Below are 13525 nucleotides of genomic sequence, written 5' to 3'. Positions count from 1 at the left end.
GCTGATTTTGACATGGAACCACGCCGTCATTCCGGGGGGCCGTAGGCCCGAGCCCGGAACCCAGAACCGACACCCTCTGCCGGAAGGGCGGCTGGGCTCCGTTTCCTTGCCGACACGCCGCATCGGTTCTGGGTTCCGGGCTCATTGCTTCGCAATGCCCCGGAATGACGGCGGAGTTCCAGATCCATCAATGCGTCTAGACCCGCCCGCCCTTCAGCGCGCGCAGCACCTTCTCTCCGGGCCGGCCGGTCTGCGGCATGCCGATCTTTCCCTCGATCTCCTTGATCGCGGCCCGCGTCAGCGCGCCCACCGCGCCATCGGGCTCGCCGACATTGTAGCCGCGCGCGATCAGCAGGCGCTGCAGCTCGCGCCGCTGCTCGCGCGACAGCGGCAGATCGTCGGTCGGCCAGTCGCCCTGCACGCCCGGCCGGCCGCGCAGCCGGTCGGACAGGAGGGAGATGGCGAGAGCATACGAGTCCGCGCCGTTGTAGCTGTAGGCGGCGTCGTAGTTCTTGAAGACGAGGAAGGCCGGTCCGTTGCGGCCGGCCGGCATCAGCAGGCCGGCATTGCCGGTGCCGTTCAGCGCCGAGCCGTCGTATTTCACGATGCCACGCGCTGCCCAGGTCGAGACGGGATGCTTCGGGTTGCGCCCGGTCGGCCCGGAATAGCCGTCCGGCACGCGCACCTCGTAGCCCCAGGTCGCGCCGGTGACCCAGCCGGCCTTGGCCATGAAGTTCGCGGTCGAATGCAGCGCGTCGGGAATGGAATCGACGAGATCGCGCCGGCCGTCGCCATCGCCATCGACCGCGAGGCGCAGATAGGTCGAGGGGATGAACTGGGTGTGGCCGAAAGCGCCGGCCCAGGAGCCGAACAGCCGCTCGGGCCTGACATCGCCGCGCTGGATGATCTGCAGCGTCGCGATCAGCTCGCCCTTGAAGAAGGCGTTGCGGCGCGGCGCCAGGCAGGCGCCGGTCGAGAGCGCCTGCACGAGCGGCATCTTCCCGCGCGCCTTGCCGAAATCGCTCTCGACGCCCCAGACGGCGGCGATGGTGTGGCGGTCGACGCCGAAGCGCTGCTCGGCCGCCGCCAGCGTCGAGGCGTGCTGGCGCATCATCGAGCGCCCTTCCGCGACCTTCTCGTCATCGACCAGCGTGCCGAGATAGTCCCAGATCGGCGTCTTGAACTCCGGCTGGTTGTTCATCGCCTCGATGACCTTCATGTCCGGCTCGACGCCGGCCATGGCCCGATCGAAGGTCGCGCTCGATACGCCCTTGGCCGCAGCCGCCGAACGCAGGCCGGCGAGGCAGGATTGGAAGTCCGCTTGAGCCGGGGCGGCGGAAGCAAGCAGGACGAGTGGCAAGGCCAATGTGATTGCGCGCATGGGTCTCCACCGAATCGCATGAATGACGCGAAGCTAGGCCGCTGTGGTTAATGGAGGTTAACGATCGAGAGTGGCGGCACGAAGAAGCGAATTCGGCTATGGGAAAACCACCATCCCTCCCGCGATTCGCCCGCCATGTCGCCAGCCGCCATCGAGCTCCTCGGCTTCGCCGCAGCCACGCTGACCAGCCTGTGCTGGCTGCCGCAGGCCTGGCGCACCATCCGCACCCGCGACACCCGCGCGATCTCGCTGTGGACGCAAGGGCTTTTTGCCGCAGGCACCGCGCTCTGGCTGAGCTACGGCATCCAGATCCTGTCCTGGCCGGTCATCGCCGCCAACGCCCTCACCCTTCTCCTCGTTCTCGTCATCATCTCGATGAAGCTTCGCTTCGGCTGAACGCCGGAACCGTTGCGCCGAACGCCCGTTGTCAGCCGTCGCCCAAACAAGCCGTCGCGAAGAGAGCCCCCCGGCATGCCCTCCCTGACCACCGCCCATATCCTGCCGATCGCGATGCTGTTCGGCTCCAACATCTTCATGACCTTCGCCTGGTACGGGCACCTCAGCTACAAGAGCACCGCGATCTGGCTCGCCATCCTCGCGAGCTGGATGATCGCACTGCCGGAATACATGCTGGCCGTGCCGGCCAATCGCGTCGGCTCGGCCGTCTATTCCGCCGCCGAGCTCAAGACGATGCAGGAAGTCATCACGCTCACGGTTTTCGCCGGCTTCTCGGTGTTCTGGCTCAAGGAGTCCTTGACCTGGAGCCATGCCGTCGGCTTCGCCCTGATCGCGGCCGGCGCCTTCTTCATCTTCCACGCCAAGGCCTGAGGACGCGACCTCCGGCCGATATCTCCAACGACAAACCGACCAGGAATACCTGCCTTGAACAAGACGGCACTGATCCTCTGCGGCCTCCTGCTCGCCCCGGCGGCGGCGATGGCCGGCCCGACCTGCAGCCCGAGCAGCGAGCGCGCGCGCATCCTCTCCGCCGCCTCGCCGAACGCGATCCACCGCAACTGGCAGGGCGGCAAGCATCTCGGCTATGGCTGGTCGCTGCAGGTCGAGCGCAGCACGCATGACGCGGCTGGCACCGAATACTATGTCGGCGACCTCTACGATCCGGACGGCCAGCTCGCGACGCGGAAGGTATTCGCCGTCGAGAGCGAGTGGGATTGCGGGCCGTAAGACGCCCCCGCAGAGCGTCATTCTCGGGCGAAGCCCTCGGGTCCGTTCTTCGATCGGCCCAAGGATAAACTCCGCGGAGACCTGAGAATCTCCGGCAATATGAGGCTGGAGGAGCCTCTTTCGGCGAGAGATGCTCGGGTCAAGCCTGAGCATGACGCGCCTTCATGCTCACCTGGCCGGTCGCACCCTCAGGATCTTGCCGTTGGCATCGTCGCTGAGCAGGTAGAGGAAGCCGTCCGGCCCCTGCCTGACATCGCGGATGCGCTCGCCGATCGTGGTCAGCAGGCGCTCTTCGCCGGTCACCTTTTCGCCCTCGGTGGAGAGCCTGACCAGCATCTGGCCGGCGAGCGCGCCGACGAAGAGCGAGTTCTTCCAGGCCGGCCAGACAGGACCGGTGTAGAAAGCGGCGCCTGACGGCGCGATCGACGGGTCCCAATAGAACAGCGGCTGCTCCATGCCGGGCTTCGCCGTGCCCTCGCCGATCTTCGTCCCGGAATAATCGATGCCGAAGGTGATGACCGGCCAGCCATAGTTCAGCCCGGCCTTCGGCGTGTTGACCTCGTCGCCGCCGCGCGCGCCATGCTCTGCCGTCCAGAGCTGGCCGCTCTCCGGATGCAGTGCCGCCCCCTGCACGTTGCGGTGACCGATCGACCAGATTTCCGGCGCCCAGCCCTGCTTCTTGGGATTATCGGCCGGCGCGCCACCCTCCGGCCTGATGCGGATGACCTTGCCGAGATGGTTGGCGGGGTTCTGCGCCTGGTCGCGCTCGCTGTAACGGTCACCCACGGTGACGAAGAGCGCGCCCGTCCGGTCGAAGACGAGGCGGGAGCCGAAATGCATGTTCGAGCTGATCGTCGGCATCTGCCGGAAGATCACCTCGACGCCGGTCAGGGCGGTGCCCTGCTCGTTCAGCTTCCCCCGCCCGACGCTCGTGCCGTTGCCGCCCGAGCGCGGCTCGGCGAAGGAGAAGTAGACGAAGCGGTTCCGTGCGAAGGCGGGATCGAGCGTCACGTCGAGGAGCCCACCCTGCCCGCGCGCCATCACGCTCGGCACGCCCGTGACTGGCCGCGACAGCTTGCCGTCGGTCTCCACGATCCTGAGCCGGCCCGGCCGCTCGGTGACGAGCATGCGCCCGTCCGGCAGGAAGGCGAGACCCCAGGGGTTTTCCAGCCCGCTGGCGACGGTCTCGACGACGAGTTCGCCTGCGCTCGACGGAAAGCGCTGCTGGGCTATGGCGGATTGCGACAGGAACGCCCCGAGCGTCCCCGTCGCAAACGTCAGTCCCGCAAACACAAACCGCATCGTCGTCTCCCATCCATCGTCCGGCCCTGCCAGAGATAGAGGTCAACGTCGCGGATCACCAAGCCGTTGCGACGAGCTCACGACGAAGTGAGGCGTTTACGGCGACGAAAGGGCACCTTCGTTCCGGGCGCGCCACTGAGACGGCCTGCCCGGAACGGCGGGGGAGATACCGCTTATTCCGGCTTCACGCCGGCGTCGGCGATGATCTGCTTCCAGGTCGCGATTTCCTGGATGTGGTAGGGCTTGAACGCGGCGGGATCGCGCACCTTGAGCGTGAAGCCGAGCTTCAGGATGGCATCGCGGGTCGCCGGCTTGTTCAGCGAGGCGATGACGGCCTTGGACAGCGTGTCGAGCACGTCATCCGGCGTCTTTACGGGAGCGAAGAAAGCCGCCCAGGAATCGGCATCGGCATTGCTGACGCCCTGCTCGCGCAGCGTCGGAATATTCTTGGCGCTCGGGTTGCGCTCCGGGCTTGCGATGGCGAGCGCCCTCAGCGTGCCGGCATTGATCTGCTCCAGCACGCTCGGCAGCGTCGAATTGGCAATGTCGATGCGGCCGGCGATGATCTCCTGCACCAGCGGCGCGGCGCCCCTGAACGGCACATGCGTCATCTTGATGCCGGTGCGCTGCATGAACAGCTCCATCGCCAGATGCGAGCCGGAGCCGACACCGGTCGAGCCGTAGTTGAGCTTGCCCGGATCGGCCTTGGCGAGCGCGATCAGCTCCGGGATGGTCTTGGCCGGCAGGTCGTTGCGGACGACGAAGGCGTGCTCGAAGGCGCCGACGCCGGCGAGCGGCGCGAAATCCTTGACCGCGTCGTAGCCGGGCTCCTTCAGCAGGAACATGTTGTTGCCATGCGTCTGGTTGTTGCCGAAGACGATCGTGTAGCCGTCGGGGGCAGCATGAGCGACGGCACGCGTGCCGACCGCACCCGAGGCACCGGCCCGGTTGTCGACGACGACGTTGTGCCCGAACGCGACCGTGAGGTCTTGCGCCACGAAGCGCGCGATGGCGTCGGTCGGCCCGCCCGCCGGATAGGGCACGACCAGGGTGATGACCTTGCTGGGGAAGCTCTGGGCCCGGGCCACAGACGGAGCGAGGACGGCGCCGGCCATCAGGCCGAGCGTGGAACGGCGGGTCAACGACATGAACTTCCTCCCGGACGCCCGCCTGTATGGCGGTGCTGATTTCGCGGCAGATTTACGGGCAAAGGCGACATGCGTCCAGCGCCAGATATGCGCCGGCTAAAGCAGGGTAGCCTGCGCCATGAACAGAGGAGGACAGCCGATGACGGTACGCATCGAGAGGCAGGGCAAGGTCGCGACGGTCGTCCACAGCCGGCCGGAAGCGCGCAACGCCATGGACCCCGAGAGCGCCGAGGCGCTGACACGCGCCTTCCTCGAACTCGACGGCGATGAGGAGACCGCCGCGATCGTGTTCTGGGGCGAAGGCGGCGCCTTCTGCGCCGGCTGGGACCTGAAATACGCCCAGGCCTTCACCGATGCCGAGCGTTTCGAACGCGAGATCGTCGAGAGCCTCGCCTTTCCGCCCGCCGGTGCGGAGCCGCGCGGCCCGATGGGCCCCTCGCGATTGGAGATGAGCAAGCCGCTGATTGCCGCGGTCGAAGGCCCTGCCGTGGCCGGCGGCATGGAGTTGGCGCTGTGGTGCGACGTCCGCGTGATGGCGGAGGACGCCTATTTCGGCGTCTATTGCCGACGCTGGGGCATTCCGCTGATCGATGGCGGCACGGTCCGCCTGCCGCGCCTCGTCGGCCAGGGCCGCGCGCTCGAGATCATCATGACCGGCCGGAAGGTCGAAGCCGACGAAGCCCTGCGCATCGGCCTGTGCGAGAAGGTCGCGCCAAAGGGGCAGGCACGCGCCGTCGCGGAGGCGATGGCACAGGAGATCGCGCGCTTCCCGCAGGGCGCCGTCCGCGCCGACCGCGCCAGCGCCATCGCCGGACATGGCCTGAGCGTCAGGACCGCGCTCGAACAGGAATGGAAACAAGGCGTCCACACCATCACGACGGAAGGCGCGGCCGGTGCCGGCCGTTTCGCCGCCGGGAAGGGACGCGGCGGCGATTTCTCGGAAATCTGACGCGTCAGGGCGCGAGCCCGGCCCGCTTCAAGCGCTGGATCGCGAGGTCGAGCGCCTGCAGGAAGGCTGAGCGATCCTTCGGCGAGAACGGCTTCGGCCCGCCGCTGGCCGCGCCCATCGCCCGCAGGTCCTCCATCATGTCCCGCGTCGCCAACGCCATGCCGATCGAGGCCTCTGTGAACGGTTTGCCGGTCGACCCGATGACGTCGGCGCCAGCCTTGATGCAGCGATCGGCCAGCGGGATGTCGGCCGTCACGACGATCGACCCGCGTCCGACGCGCTCGGCGATCCAGTCATCGGCCGCATCGAAGCCGCCAGAGACCGTCACGCGTTCGATCCATGGCTCGCGGGGCACGTTGATGAAGCTGTTGGCGACGACGAAGACCTTGACCCGGTGGCGCTCGGCGACGCGGTAGATCTCCGGCTTCACCGGGCAGGCATCGGCATCGACATAGATCGCGATGGTTGCGGCTGTGCTCGTCATTCCCCGGCCTTCGCATGCTCGGGCTGCGGGATCAAACGGCGGAAATTCATGACGCTTCTGCAAAACATCAAGCAGTTGCGCTTGCGATCATGGCCGGCAGGTCATAGACCACGCGCGCGCCTGCTGCGGCGCATCCTTTCCGCTCCCCGGAGATCAGTCCCATGGCCTTTCTTGCCGATGCCCTGAAGCGCGTGAAGCCCTCAGCGACCATCACGATCACGCAGAAGGCCCGCGACCTGAAAGCCCAGGGCAAGGACGTGATCTCGCTCTCCGTCGGCGAGCCCGATTTCGACACGCCGGACAATATCAAGGAAGCGGCCATCGCCGCGATCCGGCGCGGCGAGACCAAGTACACCCCGGTCTCCGGCATCCCGCAGCTGCGCGAGGCCGTCGCCCGCAAATTCAAGCGCGAGAACGGCCTCGACTACAAGGCGAGCCAGACCATCGTCTCGACCGGCGGCAAGCACGTCATCTACAACGCGCTGCTCGCCACGCTGAACCCCGGCGACGAGGTGATCTGCGTCTCGCCCTACTGGGTCAGCTATCCCGAGATGGTCGCGCTCTGCGGCGGCACGGCGACCTTCGCCGAGACCTATCTCAAGAACGACTTCAAGCTGCAGCCGGAAGACCTCGAGAAGGCGATCACCCCCAAGACCAAGTGGGTGATCCTGAACTCGCCGTCGAACCCCTCGGGCGCCGCCTACAGCCACGCCGAGATGAAGAAGCTCACGGATGTGCTGATGCGCCATCCCCATGTCTGGATCCTGACCGACGACATGTACGAGCACCTCGTCTATGGCGACTTCCAGTTCGTCACGCCGGCGCAGATCGAGCCCGCCCTCTACGAGCGCACGCTGACCATGAACGGCGTCTCGAAGTCCTATGCGATGACCGGCTGGCGTATCGGCTACGCCGCTGGCCCGCAGCAGCTCATCAACGCCATGGACCTGGTCCAGGGCCAGCAGACCTCGGGCACCTCGGCGATCTCGCAATGGGCCGCGGTCGAAGCTCTCGACGGCACGCAGGATCACATCCCGGTCTTCAGGAAGGCGTTCGAGCGCCGCCGCGACCTCGTCGTTTCCATGCTGAACCAGACCCGCGGCCTGAAGTGCCCGGTGCCGGAAGGCGCCTTCTACGTCTATCCCGACTGCTCGGAGCTGATCGGCAGGAAGCTGCCGAGCGGCAAGGTGATCGAGACCGATGAGGATCTCGTGATGGGCCTGCTGGAGACGGAAGCCGTCGCGGCCGTGCACGGCTCCTCCTTCGGTCTCGGCCCGAACTTCCGCATCTCCTACGCCACCTCGGACGAGAAGCTGGAAGAGGCCTGCCGCCGCATCCAGCGTTTCTGCGCCGAGCTGCGCTGAGACGATGGCGACCGGCGCCGCAACGCGCCGAATCTTTCTGGCCGGGAGCCTCGTGCTCCCGGCCTCTTTCGTTTTCGGGCAGAGCGCGAACACCCTCTCCCCGCGCGAAGCGTTTGAAGCCGCTCAGGCAAAGCGAATCCTGCTGATCGATATCCGCAGCGCGGAGGAATGGGCCGATACCGGCCTGCCGCAGGGCGCCCTAGCGTTCGATGCCGATGCGCCGGCCTTCGAGGTCCGCCTCGCCGGGCTTCGCCTCGACAATCCCGGCAAGCGCATCGCGCTGATCGACCGCACCGGCGCGCAGGCCGTGGCCGTCGCGCAGAAGCTGGCCGGACGCGGCTGGCGCGATCTCGCGGCGGTGCGGGGCGGCGTGCTTGGGCCGGGTGGGTGGCTGGCCGAGAAGCTGCCACTGACGCCGCCGTAGAATCCTTCTCCCTTCGGGGAGAAGGTGTCTGCGAAGCAGACGGATGAGGGCCGTCATCGCCGGCCTTGCCTCATCCGTCAGCGCTTCGCGCTGCCACCTTCTCCCCCGCGGGGAGAAGGATTCAACAGGTCCGGCCTTCTCTCCCGCGTGATCGTCTCCGCCTGCTGGCGTCGCCATTTCGCGATGCGGGCATGGTCGCCGGAGAGCAGCGCCTCCGGCAGGCCCCTGCCTTCCCATTCGCGCGGGCGGGTGTAGTGCGGATATTCGAGCAGGCCGTTCTCGAAGCTCTCGTCCTCGCCCGAGGCTTCCTTGCCCATCACGCCGGGAATGAGGCGCACGCAGGCATCGAGCAGCGTCAGCGCCGCCATCTCGCCACCGGAGAGGATGTAGTCGCCGATCGAGACCTCGATCAGGTTGCGCCCCTCGATGACGCGCTCGTCGACGCCCTCGAAGCGCCCGCAGATGATGACGAGGCCGGGGCCATCAGCCCATTCGCGCACTTGGCGCTGCTGAAGCGGCCGCCCGCGCGGAGACATCAGCAGGCGCGGGCGTTCATCCTCGGCCGGCACGGCGGCATCGATCGCCGCCGCCAGCACGTCGCAGCGCAGCACCATGCCGGCGCCGCCGCCGGCCGGGTTGTCGTCGACATTGCGATGGCGGCCGATGCCGTGCTCGCGAATCTGGTGCGCATCGAGCGCCCACAAGCCCTTGCGCAGCCCCTCGCCCGCCAGCGAGATGCCCAGCGGGCCCGGAAACATCTCCGGGTAGAGCGTCAGGATCGAGGCATGGAAGGGCATGGCTTAGTCCAGTCCAGCGTTTGAAAAACCGCCGTCATCCCGTGCGAAGCGAAGCGCAAACGCGGGATCCATGCCTGAGCGTAATCGAAAAGAGTTCAGGCATGGTTCCCGGATTGGCGCGGCTGCGCCGCTTGTCCGGGACGACACACCGATTGGAAGCTAACTGAAGCGCAGTGCCGGCAACCCGTCCAGCGCCGTGAAATCGCGAACCGAGGCGATCAGGTTGCCATAGGCCGCGAAGCCGCCGGCATCGAGCATCGTGAGCAAGGCGATGGCGCGCATGCCGGCGCGATGCGCGGCCTCGACACCCAGCGGCGCATCCTCGAAGACGATGCAGTCGGCGGGCTGAACCTTCATGCGCTCGGCCGCGGCCAGGAACATGTCCGGATGCGGCTTGCCGCGGAAACCCTGGCTCGGCGAGACGATGGTGGCGAAGCGCTGGCGCAGGCCGAGCGTGTCGAGCACCACCTCGATATTCGCTGGCGGCGCGGCGGTCGCCACCGCCATCGGGATGCCGGCCGCTTCGGCGCGCGCGATCAGGTCGAGGAAGCCGGCGTTTGCGGCGACATGCGGCAGGTAGGCCTCCCGATAGAGCGCCTCCTTGGAATCGCTCATCGCGTCCAGCTCGGCGACGGCCGCCTGCGGGAAATAGGAGGAGATGATCTCGTTGCCGGCCATGCCGGCAGTGCGCGCGGCAAAAGTGTTGCGGTCGAATGGCAGGCTGTTGCTGACGTGCCAGCTTTCCCAGGCATCGTCATGGAAGCGCATGTTGTCGACGATGGTGCCGTCCATGTCGAAGATCAGCGCGCGGGCCGGCTTATCGCTTGGCATCATCTGGTTGACCGTCGTCGGGTTCGAACAATCCAGCCGGCGGCTCGGCCTCGATCCGCCTTGCGGCGATGTCGATGCGCGGCACGACAGCTTTGGTGAAGGGTATCAGCACCGAGCGCCCGTCCGGCGTCTCGACATCGAGCAGGTCGCCCGCGCCGTAATTCTCGACCGTCGTGACGGTTCCGAGCGTCGCCCCATCGGGGCCGATGACGGTGCAACCGATCAGATCGGCATGCAGGAACTCATCCTCATCCTCGCTCGCGGCCAGCTTGTCGCGCGCGACGAGCAGCTCGACGCCGTTCAGCGCTTCCGCCTGCTCGCGGGTCGTCACGCCCTTGAGCCGAGCGACGACCACCTCCTTGGCGGGGCGGACGTCATCGATCTCGTAGGTTCGGCCCTTGCGGTCGACCAGCGGGCCGTAACCGGCGATCGCGAGCGGATCGCCGGTGAAGGTCTTGATCCTGACCTCGCCGCGCACGCCATGCGGCGCGCCGACGATACCGAGCAGGATGAGTTGATTGTCAGACATGGCTCGTCATTCCGGCCAAGCCGCAAAGCGGCGCAGCGCCGGAATCCATCGAAGGGCGGTGACGCTCTACGATGGATTCCGGGTCTCCCTTCGGTCGCCCGGAATGACGGAGCCCCGTCTTCAAGACAAGCTCACGCCTCGGCGGAGGCTTCGGCGGCCGGGGCAGCAGCCTTCTCGGCCTTCTTCTCGGCGCGCTCCTTGGCCTTCTCGCCCGGAACGGCCTTGTTCGGGTTGTTGCGGGCCGGGCGCTTGGCGATGCCGGCGGCATCGAGGAAGCGCAGCACGCGGTCGGTCGGCTGGGCGCCCTTGGCGAGCCAGGACTGGACCTTCTCGAGGTCGAGAACGACGCGCTCGGCCGAATCCTTCGGCTTCATCGGATCATAGGAGCCGATCTTCTCGATGAAGCGGCCATCGCGCGGCGAGCGGGCGTCGGCGACGACGATGCGATAGTAGGGGCGCTTCTTGGCGCCGCCGCGGGTCAGGCGAATCTTGAGGGACATTGTCTTCTTCCTTTGGTTTGAAGTTTGAAGTCGTGTTGAATGGTGAAGGCTACTTCTTCTTGCCGAACGGTCCGCCCAGCCCGGGCAGCCCGCCGCCGCCGAGGCCCGGCAGCTTCGGCATCATGCCGGCCGGGGGCGTGATGCCCTTCGGAAGCCCTGGGAAACCGCCAGGGGGCATCGACGGCAAGCCACCGCCCGCGCCGAGCTGCTTCTGCAGTTCGGCGAGCTGGGCAGGATCCATCTTCGACGGGTCGGGCATGCCGGCGGGAAGACCGCCGCCGAGCCCAAACATGCTGCCGAGCTTGCCGAGCATGCCGCCCTTCTGCTTGCTCATCATTTTCATGGCGTCGGCCATGCCGCGATGCATCTTGAGCAGCTTGTTGATGCTCTCGGCCGAGGTGCCGGAACCGGCCGCGATGCGCTTCTTGCGGCTGTTCTTGAGCAGGTCGGGGTTCTTGCGCTCGGCCGGCGTCATCGAATCGATCGCGGCGATCATGCGCTTGAACATCTTGTCGCCGACGCCCGCGCTGGCGAGCTGAGACTGGGCCTGCTTCATGCCGGGCAGCATGCCCATCACGCCGCCGATGCCACCCATCTTCTCCATCTGCTGAAGCTGCGCGCGCATGTCGGAGAGGTCGAACTGGCCCTTCGCCATGCGCTGCGCAGTCGCCTGCGCCTGCTCGGCATCGATCGTCTCGGCCGCGCGCTCGACGAGGCTGACGATATCGCCCATGCCGAGGATGCGGTTCGCGACGCGCGAGGGATGGAAATCCTCGAGCTCGCCGACCTTCTCGCCGGTGCCGACCAGCTTGATCGGCTTGCCGGTGACGGCGCGCATCGAGAGCGCCGCGCCACCGCGCGAATCGCCGTCCATGCGGGTCAGCACGATGCCGGTGAGGCCAACGCGGGCATCGAAGGCGCGCGCGGTGTTGACCGCATCCTGGCCGGTCAGCGCATCGGCGACCAGCAGCACCTCGTGCGGGTTCGTCGCGGCCTTCACCTCGGCGACCTCGGCCATCAGCGTGTCGTCGAGCGTGACGCGGCCGGCGGTGTCGAGCATGACGACGTCGTAGCCGCCCAGCCGCGCCGCCTCGATGGCGCGCTTCGCGATCTGCACGGCCGACTGGCCGGCGACGATCGGCAGCGTCTGCACGCCGACCTGGGTGCCGAGCACCGCGAGCTGTTCCATGGCGGCCGGGCGTCGCGTATCGAGCGACGCCATCAGCACCTTCTTCTTGTTCCGCTCCGTCAGCCGCTTGGCGATCTTCGCGGTCGAGGTCGTCTTGCCGGAGCCCTGCAGACCCACCATCAGGATCGGCACCGGCGGCACGGCGTCGAAGCCGATGCCCTCGCCCTCCCCGCCGAGCGTGTCGATCAGGACGTCGTTGACGATCTTGATGACCTGCTGGCCGGGCGTGATCGACTTCAGAACCTCGGCGCCGACGGCCCGCTCGCGCACCTTGTCGGTGAAGCTGCGGACGACCTCGAGCGCGACGTCGGCCTCCAGCAGCGCACGGCGAACCTCGCGCAGCGCGGCGTTGACATCCTCCTCGGTCAGCGCACCCCGGCGGGTCAGCCCCGAGAGGATGCCTGAGAGTCTGTCGCTGAGCGTGCCGAACATGCGGACCTGCCTGCTTGCCTCAAGAAGCCTTCACGGCCGAGCCTCATCGCCAAACGGTTTCGCGCCCGAGGGCGCAGACGCGCTGTCGGGCGTTGACCTCCGGGCTCATGGAAGCGCTAGGCGCGGCCCGGTCGGCGGATGTGGTTTCGGCGATGTCGGCGAAACGAATGCGGTCTTAAAGCCGAAGACCATGGCGAAAGTCAAGTTTTGGGGGAATGCGTGCCGGCTGGCCGCACCCCCTGGTTGCAATTTCATGCGCGCTGCCGCATTCCTGTGCCCAGTCCTGCGTCTTCCAGACCGGGCCGATCGCCGGGGGATTCTAGTCCGCAAGGCCTTCTGCCGGGTTATCGACGGCGCGCGGTGCGGCTGAGGTCTTTCGGCCCCAGAAAGGCCCATATCGGGCGGCATCGCTCGCCTCCCTGTTCGCAACGATGCTGGTCCATGAAACGCTCCTCCGTCCTCGCTCTCCTGGCCCTGTCCTGTCTGCTCGCGGCCTGTGCCGGCGGTCCGCGCCAAGACGGTCCGCCGAATCCCAGGACAGTCGAGAAGATCGCCGCCGTCTCGCTCGATCCGGCATCGGCGGGGCGCATCCTCAACGCCTATCGCGCCAGCAACGGCCTCGGCCCGGTCAAGCCCGATCCGCGCCTGATGGCGATGGCGCAGCGCCAGGCCGATGCGATGGCCGCGCAAAATGCGCTCTCGCATGATGCCGGCGGCAGCTTCGGCGCGCGCGTGCAGGCTGCGGGCATCGACAGCGCCCGGGCGGCCGAGAATCTCGGCGGCGGCTACTTCTCGACCGAGGAAGCCTTCGCCGGTTGGCGCCAGTCCTCTGGCCACAACGCCAATCTCCTGATGAAGGAGGCGACCCGTTACGGTATCGCCCTCGCCAAGGATCCGCGCACGAGCTACGGGGCCTGGTGGGTGCTGGTGGTCGCCGCCGACCCCGAGCGGCGCGTCACGCTCGACACCGGGCCGCTCGTACCCGTCCAAAGGCGTTGACGAGCGAAATT

At 67.3% G+C, this 13525-nt stretch carries 16 protein-coding genes; 7 read left to right on the top strand and 9 right to left on the bottom strand.

The features are described 5' to 3' along the window. Positions 1 to 196: 196 nt before the first annotated feature. Entirely contained in the window at positions 197 to 1381 is a 1185-nt protein-coding gene (locus AC1DVA_RS08240) for a lytic murein transglycosylase (protein WP_265054271.1), read from the bottom strand. Positions 1382 to 1516: 135 nt separating this feature from the next. Here AC1DVA_RS08240 and AC1DVA_RS08235 point away from each other — a divergent pair, with 135 nt between their 5' ends. The 3 genes from AC1DVA_RS08235 to AC1DVA_RS08225 all read left to right on the top strand — a co-directional run bounded on the left by AC1DVA_RS08235 (position 1517) and on the right by AC1DVA_RS08225 (position 2566). Next, positions 1517 to 1777, top strand: a complete 261-nt coding sequence (locus tag AC1DVA_RS08235; protein WP_265054272.1) for a SemiSWEET family sugar transporter — start codon at positions 1517 to 1519, stop codon at positions 1775 to 1777. A 75-nt stretch (positions 1778 to 1852) separates the two neighbouring features. Beyond that, positions 1853 to 2209: a DMT family protein gene (locus AC1DVA_RS08230; protein WP_265054273.1), complete on the top strand. Its 357-nt coding sequence runs from the start codon at positions 1853 to 1855 to the stop codon at positions 2207 to 2209. A gap of 54 nt (positions 2210 to 2263) precedes the next feature. Then, positions 2264 to 2566: a hypothetical protein gene (locus AC1DVA_RS08225; protein ID WP_265054274.1), complete on the top strand. Its 303-nt coding sequence runs from the start codon at positions 2264 to 2266 to the stop codon at positions 2564 to 2566. A gap of 168 nt (positions 2567 to 2734) precedes the next feature. Here AC1DVA_RS08225 and AC1DVA_RS08220 read toward each other — a convergent pair whose 3' ends face one another. Then, positions 2735 to 3868 carry a PQQ-dependent sugar dehydrogenase gene (locus AC1DVA_RS08220; RefSeq protein ID WP_265054275.1) on the bottom strand — a complete coding sequence of 378 codons (1134 nt, stop codon included), beginning with the start codon at positions 3866 to 3868 and terminating at the stop codon, positions 2735 to 2737. Positions 3869 to 4041: 173 nt separating this feature from the next. Further along, a complete protein-coding gene (locus AC1DVA_RS08215) occupies positions 4042 to 5016 on the bottom strand; it encodes a Bug family tripartite tricarboxylate transporter substrate binding protein (RefSeq protein ID WP_265054276.1) in 975 nt (324 codons plus the stop codon). Between the two features lie 139 nt (positions 5017 to 5155). Here AC1DVA_RS08215 and AC1DVA_RS08210 point away from each other — a divergent pair, with 139 nt between their 5' ends. Next, complete coding sequence (locus AC1DVA_RS08210) at positions 5156 to 5965, top strand: crotonase/enoyl-CoA hydratase family protein (protein WP_476805581.1); 810 nt, start codon at positions 5156 to 5158, stop codon at positions 5963 to 5965. A 4-nt stretch (positions 5966 to 5969) separates the two neighbouring features. Here AC1DVA_RS08210 and AC1DVA_RS08205 read toward each other — a convergent pair whose 3' ends face one another. Beyond that, positions 5970 to 6449 (bottom strand): YaiI/YqxD family protein, encoded by a 480-nt coding sequence (locus AC1DVA_RS08205; RefSeq protein WP_265054278.1) that lies wholly within the window; start codon positions 6447 to 6449, stop codon positions 5970 to 5972. A 161-nt stretch (positions 6450 to 6610) separates the two neighbouring features. On the opposite strand from AC1DVA_RS08205, the gene AC1DVA_RS08200 reads away from it, so the two are divergent. Together AC1DVA_RS08200 and AC1DVA_RS08195 are read left to right on the top strand one after the other, a co-directional pair. After that, positions 6611 to 7813, top strand: a complete 1203-nt coding sequence (locus tag AC1DVA_RS08200; RefSeq protein WP_265054279.1) for a pyridoxal phosphate-dependent aminotransferase — start codon at positions 6611 to 6613, stop codon at positions 7811 to 7813. Between the two features lie 52 nt (positions 7814 to 7865). Further along, the gene (locus AC1DVA_RS08195; RefSeq protein WP_265054280.1) at positions 7866 to 8237 is read left to right on the top strand and encodes a rhodanese-like domain-containing protein; all 372 of its coding nucleotides are present in this window, start codon (positions 7866 to 7868) and stop codon (positions 8235 to 8237) included. Between the two features lie 77 nt (positions 8238 to 8314). On the opposite strand, the gene trmD is transcribed toward AC1DVA_RS08195, so the two are convergent. From trmD to ffh, 5 genes are all read right to left on the bottom strand, one after another. Beyond that, a complete protein-coding gene (gene trmD, locus AC1DVA_RS08190) occupies positions 8315 to 9034 on the bottom strand; it encodes a tRNA (guanosine(37)-N1)-methyltransferase TrmD (protein ID WP_265054281.1) in 720 nt (239 codons plus the stop codon). Positions 9035 to 9193: 159 nt separating this feature from the next. Next, the gene (locus AC1DVA_RS08185) at positions 9194 to 9868 is read right to left on the bottom strand and encodes an HAD family hydrolase (RefSeq protein ID WP_265054282.1); all 675 of its coding nucleotides are present in this window, start codon (positions 9866 to 9868) and stop codon (positions 9194 to 9196) included. Then, positions 9852 to 10394: a ribosome maturation factor RimM gene (rimM, locus tag AC1DVA_RS08180; RefSeq protein WP_265054283.1), complete on the bottom strand. Its 543-nt coding sequence runs from the start codon at positions 10392 to 10394 to the stop codon at positions 9852 to 9854. Before rimM ends, AC1DVA_RS08185 begins: the two co-directional genes overlap by 17 nt. A 131-nt stretch (positions 10395 to 10525) precedes the next feature. Beyond that, positions 10526 to 10894 (bottom strand): 30S ribosomal protein S16, encoded by a 369-nt coding sequence (rpsP, locus tag AC1DVA_RS08175; protein ID WP_265054284.1) that lies wholly within the window; start codon positions 10892 to 10894, stop codon positions 10526 to 10528. 49 nt (positions 10895 to 10943) lie between these two features. Further along, the gene (ffh, locus tag AC1DVA_RS08170) at positions 10944 to 12515 is read right to left on the bottom strand and encodes a signal recognition particle protein (RefSeq protein WP_265054285.1); all 1572 of its coding nucleotides are present in this window, start codon (positions 12513 to 12515) and stop codon (positions 10944 to 10946) included. 441 nt (positions 12516 to 12956) lie between these two features. On the opposite strand from ffh, the gene AC1DVA_RS08165 reads away from it, so the two are divergent. Beyond that, a complete protein-coding gene (locus AC1DVA_RS08165) occupies positions 12957 to 13514 on the top strand; it encodes a CAP domain-containing protein (protein ID WP_265054286.1) in 558 nt (185 codons plus the stop codon). The last annotated feature ends 11 nt before the right edge of the window (positions 13515 to 13525 follow it).

Source organism: Allobosea sp. P4_C6 (assembly GCF_056402015.1).
The sequence above is the reverse complement of the archived record's forward strand: the minus strand, read 5'-3'. Positions and strand labels throughout refer to the sequence as shown.

Coding starts and splice junctions, on each gene's coding strand:
- AC1DVA_RS08230 (WP_265054273.1), top strand. CDS start 1,853: ATGCCCTCCCTGACCACCGCCCATATCCTGCCGATCGCGATGCTGTTC.
- AC1DVA_RS08185 (WP_265054282.1), bottom strand. CDS start 9,868: ATGATGCCAAGCGATAAGCCGGCCCGCGCGCTGATCTTCGACATGGAC.
- rpsP (WP_265054284.1), bottom strand. CDS start 10,894: ATGTCCCTCAAGATTCGCCTGACCCGCGGCGGCGCCAAGAAGCGCCCC.
- AC1DVA_RS08240 (WP_265054271.1), bottom strand. CDS start 1,381: ATGCGCGCAATCACATTGGCCTTGCCACTCGTCCTGCTTGCTTCCGCC.
- AC1DVA_RS08215 (WP_265054276.1), bottom strand. CDS start 5,016: ATGTCGTTGACCCGCCGTTCCACGCTCGGCCTGATGGCCGGCGCCGTC.
- AC1DVA_RS08200 (WP_265054279.1), top strand. CDS start 6,611: ATGGCCTTTCTTGCCGATGCCCTGAAGCGCGTGAAGCCCTCAGCGACC.
- AC1DVA_RS08220 (WP_265054275.1), bottom strand. CDS start 3,868: ATGCGGTTTGTGTTTGCGGGACTGACGTTTGCGACGGGGACGCTCGGG.
- ffh (WP_265054285.1), bottom strand. CDS start 12,515: ATGTTCGGCACGCTCAGCGACAGACTCTCAGGCATCCTCTCGGGGCTG.
- AC1DVA_RS08235 (WP_265054272.1), top strand. CDS start 1,517: ATGTCGCCAGCCGCCATCGAGCTCCTCGGCTTCGCCGCAGCCACGCTG.
- trmD (WP_265054281.1), bottom strand. CDS start 9,034: ATGCCCTTCCATGCCTCGATCCTGACGCTCTACCCGGAGATGTTTCCG.
- rimM (WP_265054283.1), bottom strand. CDS start 10,394: ATGTCTGACAATCAACTCATCCTGCTCGGTATCGTCGGCGCGCCGCAT.
- AC1DVA_RS08210 (WP_476805581.1), top strand. CDS start 5,156: ATGACGGTACGCATCGAGAGGCAGGGCAAGGTCGCGACGGTCGTCCAC.
- AC1DVA_RS08205 (WP_265054278.1), bottom strand. CDS start 6,449: ATGACGAGCACAGCCGCAACCATCGCGATCTATGTCGATGCCGATGCC.
- AC1DVA_RS08165 (WP_265054286.1), top strand. CDS start 12,957: ATGAAACGCTCCTCCGTCCTCGCTCTCCTGGCCCTGTCCTGTCTGCTC.